This window comes from Nocardiopsis metallicus (assembly GCF_014201115.1).
In the GTDB taxonomy this organism is placed as follows: Bacteria; Actinomycetota; Actinomycetes; order Streptosporangiales; family Streptosporangiaceae; genus Nocardiopsis; species Nocardiopsis metallicus.
The window spans coordinates 2,874,844-2,890,841 of sequence record NZ_JACHDO010000001.1 but is presented as its reverse complement, the minus strand read 5'-3'; the positions used below and the strand labels follow the sequence as shown (position 1 = coordinate 2,890,841).

General features: G+C 65.0%; 15 protein-coding genes and 1 tRNA gene. 10 read left to right on the top strand and 6 right to left on the bottom strand.

Annotated features, from left to right (window positions below; all coding sequences use genetic code 11):
- Nucleotides 1-633: 633 nt before the first annotated feature.
- From HNR07_RS12445 to HNR07_RS12430, 4 genes are all read left to right on the top strand, one after another.
- On the top strand, nt 634-1,518 hold the full coding sequence (locus tag HNR07_RS12445; protein WP_184365119.1) for a tetratricopeptide repeat protein: 885 nt from the start codon (nt 634-636) through the stop codon (nt 1,516-1,518).
- Between the two features lie 628 nt (nt 1,519-2,146).
- The gene (locus HNR07_RS12440) at nt 2,147-2,524 is read left to right on the top strand and encodes a hypothetical protein (protein WP_184365118.1); all 378 of its coding nucleotides are present in this window, start codon (nt 2,147-2,149) and stop codon (nt 2,522-2,524) included.
- Between the two features lie 358 nt (nt 2,525-2,882).
- A tRNA-OTHER gene (locus tag HNR07_RS12435) sits at nt 2,883-3,030 on the top strand.
- A gap of 27 nt (nt 3,031-3,057) precedes the next feature.
- Complete coding sequence (locus HNR07_RS12430; RefSeq protein ID WP_184365117.1) at nt 3,058-3,507, top strand: NADAR family protein; 450 nt, start codon at nt 3,058-3,060, stop codon at nt 3,505-3,507.
- Nucleotides 3,508-3,646: 139 nt separating this feature from the next.
- On the opposite strand, the gene HNR07_RS12425 is transcribed toward HNR07_RS12430, so the two are convergent.
- From HNR07_RS12425 to HNR07_RS12410, 4 genes are all read right to left on the bottom strand, one after another.
- Nucleotides 3,647-3,862 (bottom strand): hypothetical protein, encoded by a 216-nt coding sequence (locus tag HNR07_RS12425; RefSeq protein ID WP_184365116.1) that lies wholly within the window; start codon nt 3,860-3,862, stop codon nt 3,647-3,649.
- A gap of 38 nt (nt 3,863-3,900) precedes the next feature.
- Nucleotides 3,901-4,131: a hypothetical protein gene (locus HNR07_RS12420; RefSeq protein WP_184365115.1), complete on the bottom strand. Its 231-nt coding sequence runs from the start codon at nt 4,129-4,131 to the stop codon at nt 3,901-3,903.
- Between the two features lie 147 nt (nt 4,132-4,278).
- Nucleotides 4,279-5,583 (bottom strand): acetate and sugar kinases/Hsc70/actin family protein, encoded by a 1,305-nt coding sequence (locus HNR07_RS12415; RefSeq protein WP_184365114.1) that lies wholly within the window; start codon nt 5,581-5,583, stop codon nt 4,279-4,281.
- A gap of 62 nt (nt 5,584-5,645) precedes the next feature.
- A complete protein-coding gene (locus HNR07_RS12410) occupies nt 5,646-6,095 on the bottom strand; it encodes a prolipoprotein diacylglyceryl transferase (RefSeq protein WP_184365113.1) in 450 nt (149 codons plus the stop codon).
- Nucleotides 6,096-8,217: 2,122 nt separating this feature from the next.
- Here HNR07_RS12410 and HNR07_RS12405 point away from each other — a divergent pair.
- Together HNR07_RS12405 and HNR07_RS12400 are read left to right on the top strand one after the other, a co-directional pair.
- Complete coding sequence (locus tag HNR07_RS12405) at nt 8,218-8,517, top strand: hypothetical protein (protein WP_184365112.1); 300 nt, start codon at nt 8,218-8,220, stop codon at nt 8,515-8,517.
- Between the two features lie 9 nt (nt 8,518-8,526).
- Nucleotides 8,527-9,021: a DUF2493 domain-containing protein gene (locus tag HNR07_RS12400; RefSeq protein WP_221318790.1), complete on the top strand. Its 495-nt coding sequence runs from the start codon at nt 8,527-8,529 to the stop codon at nt 9,019-9,021.
- Nucleotides 9,022-9,096: 75 nt separating this feature from the next.
- Here HNR07_RS12400 and HNR07_RS12395 read toward each other — a convergent pair whose 3' ends face one another.
- Nucleotides 9,097-9,447 carry a histone-like nucleoid-structuring protein Lsr2 gene (locus HNR07_RS12395; RefSeq protein WP_184365111.1) on the bottom strand — a complete coding sequence of 117 codons (351 nt, stop codon included), beginning with the start codon at nt 9,445-9,447 and terminating at the stop codon, nt 9,097-9,099.
- Between the two features lie 185 nt (nt 9,448-9,632).
- Here HNR07_RS12395 and HNR07_RS12390 point away from each other — a divergent pair, with 185 nt between their 5' ends.
- The 3 genes from HNR07_RS12390 (at nt 9,633) to HNR07_RS12380 (ending at nt 13,005) form a co-directional block, all read left to right on the top strand.
- Entirely contained in the window at nt 9,633-11,558 is a 1,926-nt protein-coding gene (locus HNR07_RS12390) for a DHH family phosphoesterase (protein ID WP_184365110.1), read from the top strand.
- Nucleotides 11,559-11,575: 17 nt separating this feature from the next.
- Entirely contained in the window at nt 11,576-12,367 is a 792-nt protein-coding gene (locus HNR07_RS12385; RefSeq protein WP_184365109.1) for a CPBP family intramembrane glutamic endopeptidase, read from the top strand.
- 197 nt (nt 12,368-12,564) lie between these two features.
- On the top strand, nt 12,565-13,005 hold the full coding sequence (locus HNR07_RS12380; protein WP_184365108.1) for a hypothetical protein: 441 nt from the start codon (nt 12,565-12,567) through the stop codon (nt 13,003-13,005).
- Between the two features lie 152 nt (nt 13,006-13,157).
- On the opposite strand, the gene HNR07_RS12375 is transcribed toward HNR07_RS12380, so the two are convergent.
- On the bottom strand, nt 13,158-13,301 hold the full coding sequence (locus HNR07_RS12375) for a hypothetical protein (RefSeq protein WP_184365107.1): 144 nt from the start codon (nt 13,299-13,301) through the stop codon (nt 13,158-13,160).
- A gap of 812 nt (nt 13,302-14,113) precedes the next feature.
- Here HNR07_RS12375 and HNR07_RS12370 point away from each other — a divergent pair.
- The gene (locus tag HNR07_RS12370; protein ID WP_184365106.1) at nt 14,114-15,979 is read left to right on the top strand and encodes a DNA primase family protein; all 1,866 of its coding nucleotides are present in this window, start codon (nt 14,114-14,116) and stop codon (nt 15,977-15,979) included.
- The last annotated feature ends 19 nt before the right edge of the window (nt 15,980-15,998 follow it).

Sequence of the window (15,998 nt, the reverse complement as noted above, 5' to 3'; positions counted from 1 at the left end):
GTCGAGATGGTCGAGCGCTACGGCATGCTCAGCGCGGTCGCCAAAGCCTGGGTCGACAAGCAACTGACCTGGGAAAGATAATCGCGAAGGCGCTGCTACCTACAGAAGTCCCGCCCATCGCCGGGCTGTAGCAGCCCGGCGATGGGCGCAGTGCCAAGACCACGATCCAGCCGCACATGACCACAATCGGACCGGCTGCGACCGAGCCTCACGTCGCTGGTCGGGGATGACCGAGCATAAGCCGCTTACGGCAGCGGTGAGCCCATCACTGACGAATCCGGAGCCATCCGTGACCGTGCCCGCTCATGACCTGGGGCGAGGAACATCGCGGTCTCGACGAGGTCGGAGCCGACCGCCTCCTGGACGCAACGTCATCGCCGAACTGCGAACCGCCCCAAGCACGCGGTACCCGAGTGGCCTCTCACCGCGGGTTTCTCCTCGGAACCGTTCCCGATGACCCGGTGTGACGGTGTGGTCGAACCCACCCGTGCGTGACGAGCACTCAGGCCCCGGTGTCCGAGACCTATCCGTACAAGGTCGAACCTGCCCGCGGGCGCGAGCACTCAGGCCCTGCCGTAATTGCGCTCCGCACCGTCGCGCCGGTCCAGTCCCGGCAACGAAAGGAACCTCCGCGTGAAACCCACTCTGGACGCAGCAGATCGCGTGACCGGTGAACTCATCGACGTCTTCCTGCCGCTCGCGCAGGCCGCGGACCGCAAAATCAACCCCCGACGCTGGACCCTGGCCGACTACTCCACCGCAGCACACTCCGAGTTCCATTCTTACGATGCGGCGCTCGCATGGCTCGACAGCACCGCTCCCGTAATCTGCGGAACGATCCGTATCGCCAACGCGACTGCGCGCCACGAAGCCGCCTGGAAGATGGCCGAAGCCCTGCATGCATGGCTGAACATCCGCAAAGACTGGGTTACCTGGAAGACCAGCCACGAGGTTGCCCTGGAATCGGCTCGCGAGTGCGGCGCCGCTCCGCTCGCCCACATCCTCACCTCCTTGGGCGAGTGCCACCTGTGGCAGGACGACCCGGTCAGAGCCGAGAACTACCTGTTGAGCTCCCGCGCGCGATGGGCAGAGGTCGAGCACTCTCTGGGGCAGGCGTCCTGCTTAGAGGCGCTCGGCACGCTCGCCCTGAAGAAAGGGGAGCCCCAGAAGGCGAGGGAGCTGGTCAGCCAGGCCCGTGAGCGTTTCGCTGCTGAGGGCCGGGAGCGCGAAGTGGTGCTGATGCAGCGATGCATCGGCGAGAGTTACCGAGATGAAGACCTCTTCGATCAGGCCATCAGCATTCTCGAACCGGTCTTCATCTGGTTCGTCGCTGATGGCGACGAGTACCAGCAGATCCGGACGGGCCGCAGTCTCGCTCTGGCTTTGGGAGGTGCGGGCTCCACCGGCCAGATGCGAATTCTGCTGGAGGAGCTGATCAGCATCGCCACAGCGATCGGTGCAGACACCGACGCACGCGAACTCTCTCGTCTGATGCCGGACCTGGCCGCGGGAATCTGAACCCCGTCCGGCTGGATCCCCGAACCTTCGACTGGAGGAATTCGCAGCGGCGGGGCAGAGCGGTCGACACCCCAGGACGCCGCCCCCGACGCGCCCGCGGGGTCTTCGCTTCACCACAACCCCGCCGATGCGTGTGGACGTCGTCCATGTTTACGGCCCGATGATTCGGCTGGGCACGGACCGCGGCCAACGTCGTCTGACTCATACCCGGTACCAACTACGCATGCAAGACGGGAGCCCCGCTTCTGCCTCTACTTACGCTCGTCGCGAGCCTCGTCATCTGGGGCACCGGCTTCGACGTGATCGCGCTCTTCCGCTACACCCACCGCGCTCAGGTCGCCGACTGCCGACCCATTATTGAGATTGCACGCTGGTGACCGCGTCAGCGACAACCATCATGACCCCGCTACCCCATCGCAGCGGGGTCTTCTCTTGTCACCGCACTTCTCGTGCCGTCAGGCTCGGCGCAGCCGAGCTCGGGAGCTTCTTCGCAAAGACATCATCACCGCTTGGAGGTCGGCATGACCACGCGCATCGCCAAGCCCGGCGACGAGGCCGAAGCCAGCTCGACGAAGGCCCACCGGATCAACCGACCCCAGCAGAAGGCTGACAAGGAGCACTGATTGCCATGGCATTCCACCTCCCTTTCACCGAGAGCGCAGAACAGGAGCGCAAGCGTCTGGCTTCCGCCCCGGCCGGCTCGAAGACCCACGCGCTGTCGACGCTGCCCGTGACCATCCTCCAGTGGCCCCAGGACCTGCTCATCGAGCTGCCCTGGAGGGCTATCGGAGAGAGTGAATACCGTGTTGTCGTAGTGCCCTTCCAGTTTCGCGGCGAGATCGAACCGGCCGTTGGCCGCCAGCGCGAGCCGCGGCCGCGCAAGCGCCACTCCGGCTCGTGGGACTGTATCGTCGTCGCCTCCGATCACCCCGCCTACCCTGTCGGAGGCTACCGCCTGAGTATCCCGGCCATCGAGATCGTGCGCGGTACCCAGATCTTCATCTGAAGGAAAGCACCATGTTCGACCTCATGTGGGCCAGGGCGGCACCGTACGGACGGGGGCCGTTGCGGCCGTCGCGGCCAAGTCCGACGCGCGCGAGGTCCTCTACGCCCTGTGTGACTGCGCCTGGACCTGGGGTCTGTTCACTGACAGCTGCGCAGTCCGGAGGAACGATCCTGCCGACGTTTCGCAGGGCTCGGCACAGCCTCGCCGGGGTTTCCCCGAAGAAGATCTTCACCGCTTCCCTGGACGGGCGACGTGGGACCTCGTGCCGGAACTACCGCACGAGGACACGCCGCGACTGAGGTGGGAGCGGCTAAGACCGCCTGAGGTCACCGCCATTGCGATGCACGACCATTACTTCGGCGCTCTAGCTCAGCGGCAGAGCACTCGGCGTTCTGACTGCCCGCGGTTCGACTCCGCATCGCGACCACCGGGAGGGCAGACCCAGGCGACAGGCCCGGCGCAGGGCGATGCACGAGAGGTCGCGGGTTCGATCCCCGCGAGCGCCACGGCACACAACCACCAGGAGGACCACCATGCCCGCCCCCATGTTCACCGGCCAGCTTGGATTCCTGTCGAACTTCGACACCACGTCCTTCTTCGTCTCCCAGCTCAGCACGGAGGTGCCGTCTGGAGAACACGCCTTCAACGCACTGAAGACTCTCAGTGACGACGAACGCCGCCACGTATTGGCTGCCCCGACAACAGCGGAGAGTAAGAAGCGCGGACGGCGCGTAACTCTGCGGCCGGAATGGGATGCCGGAGTACGCGTCTGGGCAATGCAGCGAGTGCTCATGGCGAAGTTCTCCGTGCCCGAGCTCAGCGCCAGGCTCCAGGCCACCGGATCACTCCGGCTGGTCGAGACTAACCGCTGGCACGACCAGTTCTGGGGCGACTGCTTCTGTGACCGGCACGCTCAAACCCCCGGCCAGAACATGCTCGGCGAATTGATCATGGCTATTCGCGCCCACCAGCGGATGAGCTAACACGACGAGCTCATCGCTGCATCCCTGCTGTACGACAGAGAAGCCTCCCCGCCAGCAACCGCGGTTGCTGGCGGGGAGGCTTCTTTTTTCTCCGCGAGGGCCTGGCTGGAGGCCCGCGTGAACCCGCGGCTCTGCCCCGTCACGGCGGCATAGGCCCGGGTGCCAGCGTTGTCGACATCCCGAGGTCACCGACCATGAAGCCGCCGACGACCAGGACCACAGCGGAGGCACCTATGACCACGGCGGAGCCGCCCAAGAGCGCCAGGGCGAAGACGATCGGTCGCTCGACGTAGGTCCGCTTGATCCTCTCGATCAGGCCGGGTCGCGTCTCACCGCCCTTGTGCTCGTCGTCCATTGCTCCATTCCCCTCTGTCTGATCCGTCATCGCTGGGTTCACCGTCCCCTCACCAGCGGCACTTTGAGGTCGCCGATCATGAGCATCGCGCCCTTGCTCAGCAGGGTCGCCTTCGAGCCGAGGCCGGCCGTCGCCGAGAACGCCACGTTCCACATCCGGGCGGGCAGCTCGACGACGCTCAACGGGCCGTGCCCGGTCATCTCAACCATCCGCCCGGCCGCGTAGATCGGCCTGCCGCAGGTCACGACCTGGTTTTTGAGCGGCCCCATCCGCGGATGCGCGGTTGTCCAGGCCTCATGACAATGATGATTTAAATGAGGAGTCCCCTAGGGATTTGATCCTCAGGTCGAACGGCGCGGGAACGCCCGGCCCTCATCCCCAGGAATGCTCGGGAGGAGGACCGGGCGTGGTCAGGCTCAGGCCACCGCGGTGCTGTGCTTGCCCTTCTTCGCGTTCTCCTCCGCTGTGGTCGCGGCGAGGAAGAGCCCTTCGCGGTTGAGATGGCGCGAGTAGCCGGAGTCGAGGTAGAGCACCGGCGTGGAGCCCGCTGCCTTCTGCAGGACCGGGCGCAGCAGCTCCTTGATCGGGCCCGAGCCGCCGCCGTAGACGTAGATCACCTCGGTGGTGCCGCCGACCTCGACCAGGACGTCCTCGAACCGCGTCCCGATCTCGTCGCAGAGGTAGCCGGCCTCCTCCTCGACGAAACCGGAGGCGATGTCGTAGCGGCCGCGCGTGAAAGGGCTCGGCTCGGTCTGGAGGAAGTCAGCGAGCTGCTTGCGGTTGGCGAACGCGAGGTTCTTGTGCCCGCTGGTGACCATCTGCTCCAGGGCGTTCGTCAGCGCCGTGCCGTAGCCCTGCTCGAGCGTCGCCGCCGCCTCCGGGTTGAAGTCGCCGTCGGTGAAGACGGGGAAGTTCACCGTGCCCTCGCCGACGTCGACGCCGATGGTGTTTCGCACGCTCACCAGTGCCTCGGCGGTGACGTCGGCCAGCCCCTCCGCCGCATCCGGGTCCGAGGCCCGCAGATCGTCGAGCAGGGCCTGGGCCAGTCCCAGGCCCTTGTCGGCGATGGCGAACTGCGCGCTTGCGCCCTCGGGTAGGACCTGCACGTCCTCGAACTGCAGACGCACCGCTACCGGAGTCGAGAAGTTCTTGATCGTGACCATGTGCACCGCCGGGTCCGCGCCTCCCAGAGCTCCAATGAACTGCGCGGCGTAGGCTGACCGGCGCTGGACGTACTCAGCGATCGGTAGCGCCAGACCCGCACGAACGGTCACCCGCAGTTCGGCCTCGGGCAGAGCGCGGTGAGCACGCACGTAGTCGCGCAGGGCCTTGGCGGCGAAGACGCCGAGGACCAGGACGGCCGAGAGCTCCTGGTCGGCCTTCGAACGGGTCCCGGTGACCTCGAACTGGGTGAACTTCGACCCGCGCATCGTCAGCGCAGCCCGGCCCATCGTGCGCAGATCAGAGTGGCCGACCAGGGGAGTGGTGAACGACCCGGAGAACCTATTGAAGAAGTCGTCGTAGACGGCCACGCTCATCGCGTGGGCGTCGGCCTCGGGGACCTTCGGCATCGACCGGGACGTGCTCGAGACCGCCGAGGGCAGGTCGACGGAATCGTAGACAGTCTCACCGTCCACGGTGCCGCGCACGACTCCCTTGACGTAGCCGTTGCCGACGTCGATGCCGCCGATGAGCCTCATGCTCGTGTTCTGCGTACTCATGCTGCGGGGAACCTCTCAGTAGTTGTCGTCGTCGAATGCGCGTTCGTTGCGGTCGGCCCTCACTAACCGGTGAGGAAGGCGTCCAGGCCCGAGGGGGCCTGGGGCTTCTTGGTCTTCGGCTGCTCGGCGGCGGCTGGCTCGACCTGCTCCGGCTCCTCGGTCGGCGGTGTCCAATCGGTCCGCGCCTCGGCATCCTCTGCCTCGTGGTGGGGCTCCTCTGCCAGCTCGGCCTCGACAGCATCGGGGCCGTCGATCTCGTCGTCGGCGGCAACTGGCGGTGGCTGCGCGAAATCCTCCTCCTCGCTCTTCGGCGGCCGTCCCCGCCGGGGCTGCTGCTCGACGGGCCGATTGACTACGTCGACGTAGCCGTCGCGCTGGATTGACTCGCGGATGAGCATCCGCATCGAGGCCGACGAGTCGTCTTGGAGATCGATCCACGCCTGCGACGACTCGTCGGCGGCAGGGATCGTCAACCGGACCCGCCTGGGCTCCGGCTTCTTCTTAGCAACCATCTCGAACCCCTCGCGTCGTGGTCATCCGTCTCTCCTTCCTCTGTGTTTGATGGCGAGTCAATGGCCGATGCTATTGAGCGTTAGATGCAACCCTAATGGTCATTTATGACCAATGGCAAGCCATCCATGGCCAGATCTGGGACGGGCGCGGTACCTGCGCAGGGCGTCCCGCGCGCGGCTGCCTCACGGCGGTCGACCGTGTGCGGCCAGAACAGACCTCGTCTCGGGCGCTTCGTGCCCGGCTTTGACCACGACTTCCGAGGGCCGCCCATGTCACACCCGGTCATGACCTGTCGCTGGCCAGCAATGGCGGCCTTTCGGGCAGGGTGCGAAACGAGCACGTACCAACCCCGGTCACATCACGCCCGGCAGTGATGCATCATCCGGGCGGATCATGGGTGGTTGTGGTCGGAAGACGAGCCCCGCCCATCAATGGCCACATCATTGCCGGTTCATGGCTAACGATGACCCGATTCGTACCGCCAATGACCGAGCGATTCGACATTGGCCATGCATGGCCGCCATCCGACCGTGGATTAACCACGTTCGGGTCGAAACGATGTCGGAATGGAGACGTGGTGCCGCGATGCGACCCCGAAAAGACGATTTGACAAGGAGTAAGATACATCATTGACAAGCATGGCCGTGTCAACCCCAAGTCCGTCCAAATCGTTGCAGTGGATGACCGGATTCGGCACGCGAAAACAAGGCCGTTCCTAGGGTTGAGAAGAGCGCTGGAGACCCTCAGGCGCGCTCCGACGACGACCGCAGTGGGTTCCGCAGCGGCGCCGAGGTGGCGACACGAGTAGCCAAGCGGGGGAGAGCGGTTCGCTGCCAGCGGGTCGATTCCTTCCGCATGCGCCCACGTCGACTACCCCGGTCGCGGGTCCGCGACGAGCTCATAACGGGGAGGGTATCCGGCTCCGGCAACGACCGGCAGCGACCGGCGGAGCCAGCCCCGGGAGCGGTGCAACAAGGTGCCCGGCGAGGAAGCGGAGCAGGCACCGCGACAACGGGCGGAGCGGGAAGCCGCGTTGTCAGAACTGCGGCTGGAGCGACAGCCAGTGACAACGGATGCAGTGGTTCGGAACGACGACTGCCACGAGAGTGATCCACGGCTGTGCAGTCATCGCGACGATGAAGAGGAGACTGCGACGATGCCTGCGGCGACAACTGCTGCACGACATCTATGTGGAGGAGCGCAGCAGTGGGAGGACAACCGTACGGTCACCCACTCGTGCCTCGCTAGGGCGAAGAAGCCCAGACCGTACGACGGTACCACGGTCGTTGAAAGTGCCGTACACCGATCTATTGCCATGACCAGGGAAAACCCAACCGTCCGTACACCGCTTCGCGATCGATATCGAACCGTACGGTTGATGGGTGTACACAACGTTTCCCCTGATACACGAGCCGTTCCGGTCCTCGGCCAAGGCCTCGGACGCGGAACATGGGGGAGAAAAGGAAAGGGCATAAGTAAAGCTGGCAACCCACCCCTGCGGGGACCCTCGCTGCGCTCGGTCGGGTTGGTCGGCATAGCCGACAGCTTTATCCTCCGGATCCTCGGTCGCTGGCGCTCCCTTGGCCTATGCCCATCCGCTGCGCTCTGCAGAAGAATGAGCCGCCTCGGAGCTCGCCCGGTATCCACAGGAAGACGCCCTGCGGGTGCACCCATGAGCGAAATGACGATCGCCTCGATGGCTGCCAGAGGGATGGCTCATGGCCAGCACAGCTGGCACGGGAGGAAACAGGAGTCGACAGAAGTGCCCAGGCCCCTGTCGGCACGACGCCTGCGAAATCTTCGCTCCTGCCCCTGACGTCCTTGTGCTTGATCACGACTGCGGGAACCGGACCTGCATCCGCACTCATCCCGATCACCTCGAGCCTGTGACGAGCGCCGAGACCGTCATCCGCAGTGACGAGTTCATGGCTGTCCACGACCGCAAGACCAACTGGCCCCAAGGCCATCCCTTGCGGCGACGAGGACCTCCGATGCAAACCCAGAGCCAGCGTCAGGGTCGGCACTCGTCGCTGCCGTGAGAACAAGAGCGGCGAGCACGAGACCGCCGTCTCCGACTGACTCGAATCATTCCGAGAATCATTGACCGAAAGGACGATCGAAATGTCGACGCCCTATCTCACGCCCTACGACACTGGTGCCCGCTGCGAGCCCCAAATCTGGCCGACCCCGACGCGGCTCGCTCTCGAGAAGTCGTCGCCCGACGCCCGCGCCATCGAAGAGGACCGCTTCGGCAGGGTCGACTTCGACAACGACGAGGCGACCAGCGTATGTACCGTCCACATCGAGCGCGGCGAAGACGGTCGGCACATCGTGGTCATCGGCAACCTTCGTCACGAGAAGCCGATCATCGCCATCGACGACAACGGTGTGCGGACCTTCGTCAACGCCCTGACGGACTGAGATCCGATCATGGCTCTCGACTACTCCCACGCGCTCCTCATCACCGGCTCTCGCACCTGGGACGACGAGGTCGCTATGCGCCGGGTCTTCAACGAGATCTGGACCGACTGGGCCGCTCGAGGCCCCATCACCCGGCCCGTGCTGGTCTCGGGCCATTGCCCTGCCGACAAGCACGGGCGGAGCGCCGACGCCATGGCCGAGCGCCTGTGGAGGTCAGCCAGCCTCCACGTCATTAAGATACCTGCGGACTGGAAGGCCCACGGCAAGAAGGCCGGACTGCGGCGCAACGTGGAGATGGTCAACGCCGTGCTCAGGCTCTGCGAGGCGGGAACCGAAGCGCGGGCCGCGGCCTTCCTCGACCTCTGCGACAAGAACGGCTGCCCGCGGGCGAACGACGAGCAGCTCCTGCCGGCTCGACGTGGTCACTTCTCACACGGCACCGTCCATTGCCGCCGCGTTGCGATGGCCGCCGGGATCAGCGTCGTCGACGTTGCCTGCGCCTGAACAGCGCCATGGACGCAGAAGCCCTGGACCGACGGCGGTCCGGGGCTTCGCTGATCCACTACTCTGTTAGATGGTCTACGAATCGTAGGGGGCGTCCTTGGGAGGGCCGCCGTGGGCTGCCCAGTACGCCTTGAAGATCTCCTTTCGGATTCTCCCGTACTCGGCCACCTCGTAGCCGTTCTCCTTGGCCCACTTCCGGATCTTCTCCCGCTCCTCTGCGGTCGTGGTGGGCACGACCTTCTTCTTCCCTGGCTCCTTGGACGCCTTGCGTCCCGCCTTCATGTACTCCTTCAGCGAAGCCTCGAACTTCTCCCGCTCCTCGGGCGTCAGGTCGACCTCATACCACTGATCGCCGACTCCGAAGGTGACGGTCGCCGCATCGGGCTTGCCGCTGAGGTCTGATTCGATCACTTTTCGGATGGCCATACTGGGGAGAGTAACCCACGAATCCATGGCTGCAAAGACAGCCCGGCTGAATCGTTGCCGAATGCTCGTTGGTGCTGCTATATGAGCATCTTCGAGGTGGCGTGCTGCTAGAATCACACCATCGAATCGTGCGCGCCGACTCGTGATCCGCGCGTGAAAAACCCCGGATCCGAAAGGTCTTCGTCATGACCTATACCCCCACCATCGACATCGACGACTTCGCTGGTGTCACCGGCCAGGGCCTCTTCGCCACGCTCTGCGCTCGCCGGGGCTGGACCGACGAGTACCTCTCAGCCATCCAGTCCGACGAGCACGACACCCTCAAGGACGTCGAGACAATGGTCGCCGTGCTCGAAGACGCCCGATCCTCGAGGTCCAAGGTCGTCATCGCGCCCGACTTCGACATGGACGGCATCGCCTCCGGCGTCCTTGGCTACGCGGGTCTGTCCGAGCTCGGATTCGACGTCGAGCTGCACCTGCCCGACTACCGTCGCGGTCACGACCTGTGCCCGGAGGACATCGCCGAGATCCACGCGGCCTGGCCCGATACCCGGGTGCTGCTCACCTGCGACGGGGGCGTGAACTCCCACAAGGGCATCGCCGCGGCCAGGTCGCTTGGGTGGACGACGCTGGTGACCGACCACCACGCCGAGCTCGAGCCCGGATCGAGCGCCGACGTCACCGTCAACCCCTGCCGCATCGATGAGACCTACGCGCTCAAGGGCATCTGCGGGGCACACGTGCTCTACCAGGTGATCGAGGCCCATGCGACCGCCCACCGTCCCGACAAGCTGTGGGAGGTCCGTTTGCTGCGACTCTTCGCCGGCCTTGGCACTGTCTCCGACGTGATGCCGCTGCTGTATGAGAACCGCCAGCTCGTGCGCGACTCGCTCTCGCTGGCCCGACTGCTGTGGGTCAGGCCCCCCAAGACGGTTCCCAACCGGTTCGGCGGCCTCGACCCCGACCTCAAAAGGATCGACGTCGACCGGGCCGTCCTACTGCAGTTGCTGCGCGCCGACGAGCACCACCCAGTCTTCCTCGCGGCCTTCGAGGGTTTCGCGCTTCTACTCAAGGCCTTCACGCAAGCAGGTAAGATCCGCGAGGTCGACTCGATCGACGAAGGGCTCTACGGCTTCTACCTGGCACCGGCGATGAACTCGCCGCGGCGCATCGAGGCTCCGCTGGCTCCGTGCTTCGAAGTCTTCACCGCCCCGACGCCCGAGGCCAAGCTCGACGCGGCCCGGGCGGTCATCGAGGGTAACGAGCACCGCAAGGAGCTCACCGCCACCTACACCGAGGAGATCCTCGGCGCCGACCAGCCGCTGACCCCCTGGGTCTACTTCTCCTCTGCCCCGGCGGGCATGTACGGGCTGTTGGCCAGCCAGATGATGCAGCGCACCGGCCACCCGACCGTCGTCGTGACCCGGCCCGCGCGTCCCGACGAATTCGTCTCCGGCTCTGGCCGGGCCCCGGAGTGGTTTGACATCATCTCCAGCCTCGAGCCGCACGAGGGACTGTCGGCCATCGGCCACCAGCAGGCCTGTGGTGTCAAGGTCGAGCGCGCCGACCGGCTCACACAGCTGGCCCAGGTGCTGTCCGACGAGACCCGGCTGGCGATGCTCCGGCGCGACCCCTCGGCCTCGCCCGGCGACCTCGTCCTGGGTACGGCCGCAGAGGCCGACGCTCCGCTGACGGACATGACCCCGCTCATCGAGCTCGTCGAGCGCCTGGAGTCCCTCAAACCCTTCGGCCACGCCTTCGCCGAACCGCGGGTCGAGATCGTGCTACCCCCGGTCGACTTGCGCGTCGACCGCATCGGCTCCGACGCCGACTGCGACCACAAGCGCACCCCCGAAAACGGGGAGGAGGGCGAGCGCGGCTGGTGGGTGTGCTTCCGGTGCAAGAAGCACCTGCGAGTGATCACCCGCGACGGCCTGGCGTGCCTGTGGTGGAACGCCGCGGACGAGCACGCCGAGGCGCTGGCGTCCAGGGTCCGCGACGCCCACCAGGACCCGAGCACAGAGCCCTTTCGATTCCTCGCCAAGCTCCAACTCAACGAGTTCATGGGCAAGACCCGCGTCCAGCTCGTCATCGACGAACAACTGGCATGACGGCGGGAGGTCCGGCGATGGCCGCATCAGCGAATCCCGCAGGCTCCCGGCCCCGGCCCCGGGACGGGGCGCTTCTCTGGTGCCTGGTCGTCCCCGTTCTCGTCGTCGGTGCCTACATCGGCCTCGGGCTCGCCGCTGCTGGGCTTGTGGCCGACCCAATCACCGCGACGGTGGTCCTCGGCGTGGTGGTCACGCTCGTCGTCGGCCTCTTGCGCTGGAGGCGTCCGGCCTGGTTCGCGTACGAGCCAGCTCCCGTCCCGCTGGAGTCTAGGAGCGGAGCCGTTCGGTTCTGGGCGGGGGTGGCCGGTGCCGGGCTGCTGGCCTTCCTGGCCGGCCAGACGATGGGGCTGTGGCTCTACCTTGTCTTCGGCTCGCCGGGTTTTGAGGCCCAGGCCGCCTCCCGGCACGCCGCTGGCGTAATGGCGATCATCCTCGTCCTGCTCGTCTCCCCGCTCAGCGAAGAGGTTCTCTTCCGGGGAGTGCTCTACCCGTTGCTGCGCAGGCGAGCGGCGGTCGTCGTGGCCGTGGCCGTCCAGGCCGCGGCCTTCGCGATCATGCACGCCAACATCGTCCAGACCGCCTCGGTCCTGCCCCTGGCAGTGCTCTTGGCGATCGTCTACGAGCGCACACGCGGTCTCGTCCCCGTCGTCTTGGTCCACATCGGCTTCAACCTTGCTGCGGCTCTCGTGCCACCGGCCTGGCTGGGGTTTCTCGCCCATCCGCTGGCCGTGATTCCGCTGGGCGTGGCCTTCGGACTCGTGCTCGCCGGTCTCGCCCCCGGCCGCGCTACGGGCGGCCCCGCTGCCTGAGAGCGGTCGGGATCCAGGACGAGGTTCCATCTCCTTTCTGTGCTCATCGGTGATGACCAAGTCCCTATGGCTGGCGCGCTCGCGCGCGAGGCTGCTCAGGGACTCGGTCGGACCGGGGTGACCGGGCCATCCGGTCACCGGGTGGGTGACTGAAAGTTTTTCATCAGTCATACTCGTGAAGAGAGGAGAGGATCATCATGGCTGTCATCGGACCCTGTGAGTACGACGCGGACGGCAAGCTGTTGCGCCCCAGTGCTTCCGCGATTGGCCGCGCCTACGTAAGCATGGACACCAGCATCGGCGGCGAAGACAGTGATGCCCTCACTCTCGACCGCGGGTGCACACACTTCGCCGTGCTGAACTTCTACGCCAAAAGTCCCGAAGAAGCCGTGCGCCGAGGCAACAATGGCTTGGCCCGAACGATCAGCCGCCTCGAGTTCGAGACCGGCTTCCGTAAGATCAGCGTCGAGCGTTCCACGGGCCGCATCCCGGTCAGCCGCGACTACGTGGTCACCCACAAGATGGTCTACGCCATCGAGGCCGACCGATCCTTGCAGACCGTATCCCCCAAGGCGGGATATTCCCGGGACGGCGCGTCCCCGTCGGGCTTCAACCTCGCGGACTTCGCTCCGTACTGAGGTCCAGTGCCCGCAGTTTCTTAGGCACAAGAAAGAGGCCGGAGGCTCCCTTCCCACGGGGAGGACCTCCGGCCTCTTTCTTTTTCACGTTCCTGTGCGACAACCACACGAGGGTGAGAGCTGAACAAGCCGCAATTCACCTGGACCCAACTCTACCAGGAGATCCATTCCCCTCGCAATGAATCGAACGATCCCGTGAGGTAGTGATCATTCATATCGCTCATGGTCATGGCGGAAGGAGGAATCGCATGGTTCATGAAGGAAGCCATGTCGGCGTCGAGGAAGAGTTGCCGCATGGATCATTGTGTACCACTTCCTCTGGTACATCCATGATTTGCGCTCTGATCTGGGTGAACGCTTCTTTTGGAGGGGGTCGGCAGGCGACGTGTACCACATTGGATTCTCGCCGTGGTACAGGTGTTTGCTCAGGTCGAGATTGTAATTCCGCGCGTTGTACCACGGGTACCAGATTTTCCTCACTCTCTTATGGGAAGTGGGGGCATCTCGTTGGCACCAGGTCGTCGGTGGGGATGCGGGGGCCTGCTTACGCGTATTACTTCATGTCATTCATGTGGTACGAGTGGTACGGAGGGTATATAAAGACCCCCTGGCCTGGGCAAACAGATGTACCACATCAAGAATGAGAAGTGGTACACGCGGTACAAAGCCCCTCCTGTTCCCTTCTGAGCTGGGCAAACGGGTGTACCACGCTATGGCGCACGTTCTCTGAACCCCCAGAGGGTATTTCCCCGTTGGTATCCCTGCGTGTCCATCCCTCACGAGCGAAGAGCTCTTCCTCGCGCCCTTCTGGCCTGTTGTAGGCGGCTCACGCCGCCTCCGGGCTGGTGATGCACGAGAAGCCGCCTGCTTGCGCCCGGACGCCCATGCCCGGCCTCGGCCATAGCTGCTTCTCGCAGGGCTGGTTCGGTCCTGGCTGGCGCTCGCTGCGCCGCAAATTGAGCATCCATTGATCATCTAGTCCCGATTCAATGCATTGCTAAAGATCATTTGCATGGCATAGGGTCAGTATTGCGTTCCATTCAATAACGAGACCAATCGGCTTCCCACGCCATCGCCGACAGGTTTCGCCCGCCAGGGAGACAACCTCATGACGACTCCTGACCAGAGCACATCTGTGTCAGCCGACCCCGATAGGTCAGCCGACAACGCCGTCCACGACGTCGAGGCCACCCTCGACACGATCAAGGCCCACTTCGCCCAAACACAGGCCATCTCGCCTCTGAACCAGGTCATCACCGTCGTCACCGAGACCTACCTCGCCGATCTCGATCCCGCCCGACCACCGCGGCCAGCAGCCTTGGAGCAGCAGCTGCTGGCCATCGTCAACAGTGTCGTCGTGGTCGAGAACACCAAGACCAACGTCCAAGCCATGAAGCTGCCCATGGCCAAGCACCTGACCCCCTGGCAGATCGCCCAAACCCTCCTGCACCTGCACCACGTCAAGCGCATCGCCCCCTCCGACAAGGACACCGACCGCGAATACGACCTACTGGCGATGTACCAGGCCTCGGGTCCGGGCCGCGGGACCTACACGGTCAGCGAGGACGACATCCGGATGAAGGCACGCCGCTACCACGCCGGCATGACTCTCAACGACTTCAAAGAGGTCATGGCCGTGCTCAAGGAGGACGCGCCGCGGACCACCCAGTGCCTGCACCGCGACCTCATCGCCGTCGGCAACGGTGTCGTCTACTACGGCAGCGAGCCCGCGACCGAGACCATCGGCGGCACGGACTTCTCCTTCGAGCCCAAGGCCCTGACCCCCTTCGACCCGGCTCTAGTCTTCCTGGCCAAGTGCCACGTCGACTACGTTCCTGACGCCCCCAACCCGGTCATTGTCCACCCCGTCGACGGCTCAACCTGGGACATCGTGTCCTGGATCGACGAGCTCACCGACGACGAGGGCGTGGCCGAACTGCTGTGGGAGATCATCGGCGCGATCATCCGCCCGCACGTGCGCTGGAACAAGACCGCCTGGTTCTACTCCTCGGCCGGAAACAACGGCAAAGGGACGCTGTGCGCGCTCATGCGCAACCTGTGCGGACCGCGCTCGCACACATCGATCCCCCTGGCCGACTTCGGCAAGAACTTCGCCCTCGAGCCGCTGGTGAGGGCCAACGCGATCGTCGTCGACGAAAACGACGTGGGCACCTTCATCGACAAGGCCGCCAACCTCAAGGCCGTCGTCACCGGCGACGTCATCCAGATCGACCGGAAGTACCGGATGCCGATCGCCTACCAGTTCTTCGGCTTCATGGTCCAGTGCCTCAACGAGTTCCCACGGGTCAAGGACAAATCCGAGTCGTTCTACCGCAGGCAGCTGTTCGTACCCTTCTCAAAGTCCTTCACCGGGGCTGAGAAGCGCTACATCAAGGACGACTACCTGCAACGGCCCGAGGTCCTCGAGTACGCACTCTGGCACGTCCTGCACAGGGCAGGCACCTCCGAGCACAAGCCCGAAACCTCGACCGACGCCCCGGGCAGCTACTACGAGCTGGCCGAGCCACCGGCGACGAAGATGGTGCTCGCCGAGTACAAGGAAGCCAACGACCCGGTCCGGGCCTTCTGGGAGGAGTTCCGGGAACGTTTCGCCTGGGACCTGCTGCCGTTCACGTTCCTCTACGACCTCTACAAGGTCTGGTTCGTCTCCGTCTCGCCCTCGGGCTCGCCGGTCTCCAGGCAGCAGTTCGTCACCGACTTGGTCGCGATCGTCAAGCCCGACCAGGAATGGCACTGCCCGGACAAAAACCGAAAGATCCGGCCGGGCAAGCCCGACACCGGGCTGATGAGCGAGCCGGAGACCCTCATCGCCGAGTACGACCTCAAGGCATGGAAGCAGCCCGGCTACATCGGCACGGACCCGACCAAAGCCTCCCGCCCTCTGCTCAAGCCCAACTACCGCGGACTCCTCCGCCAGACCGCCGGTGACGACGACCAGGACGCCCAGGGCTGAGCCAGAACCCCCTCCACGA

Excerpts from the sequence above, each read along its gene's own strand:
- HNR07_RS12440 (WP_184365118.1), top strand. The coding sequence starts at position 2,147 with ATGGCATTCCACCTCCCTTTCACCGAGAGCGCAGAACAGGAGCGCAAG.
- HNR07_RS12430 (WP_184365117.1), top strand. The coding sequence starts at position 3,058 with ATGCCCGCCCCCATGTTCACCGGCCAGCTTGGATTCCTGTCGAACTTC.
- HNR07_RS12425 (WP_184365116.1), bottom strand. The coding sequence starts at position 3,862 with ATGGACGACGAGCACAAGGGCGGTGAGACGCGACCCGGCCTGATCGAG.
- HNR07_RS12420 (WP_184365115.1), bottom strand. The coding sequence starts at position 4,131 with ATGGGGCCGCTCAAAAACCAGGTCGTGACCTGCGGCAGGCCGATCTAC.
- HNR07_RS12415 (WP_184365114.1), bottom strand. The coding sequence starts at position 5,583 with ATGAGTACGCAGAACACGAGCATGAGGCTCATCGGCGGCATCGACGTC.
- HNR07_RS12410 (WP_184365113.1), bottom strand. The coding sequence starts at position 6,095 with ATGGTTGCTAAGAAGAAGCCGGAGCCCAGGCGGGTCCGGTTGACGATC.
- HNR07_RS12405 (WP_184365112.1), top strand. The coding sequence starts at position 8,218 with ATGTCGACGCCCTATCTCACGCCCTACGACACTGGTGCCCGCTGCGAG.
- HNR07_RS12400 (WP_221318790.1), top strand. The coding sequence starts at position 8,527 with ATGGCTCTCGACTACTCCCACGCGCTCCTCATCACCGGCTCTCGCACC.
- HNR07_RS12395 (WP_184365111.1), bottom strand. The coding sequence starts at position 9,447 with ATGGCCATCCGAAAAGTGATCGAATCAGACCTCAGCGGCAAGCCCGAT.
- HNR07_RS12390 (WP_184365110.1), top strand. The coding sequence starts at position 9,633 with ATGACCTATACCCCCACCATCGACATCGACGACTTCGCTGGTGTCACC.
- HNR07_RS12385 (WP_184365109.1), top strand. The coding sequence starts at position 11,576 with ATGGCCGCATCAGCGAATCCCGCAGGCTCCCGGCCCCGGCCCCGGGAC.
- HNR07_RS12380 (WP_184365108.1), top strand. The coding sequence starts at position 12,565 with ATGGCTGTCATCGGACCCTGTGAGTACGACGCGGACGGCAAGCTGTTG.
- HNR07_RS12375 (WP_184365107.1), bottom strand. The coding sequence starts at position 13,301 with ATGCGGCAACTCTTCCTCGACGCCGACATGGCTTCCTTCATGAACCAT.
- HNR07_RS12370 (WP_184365106.1), top strand. The coding sequence starts at position 14,114 with ATGACGACTCCTGACCAGAGCACATCTGTGTCAGCCGACCCCGATAGG.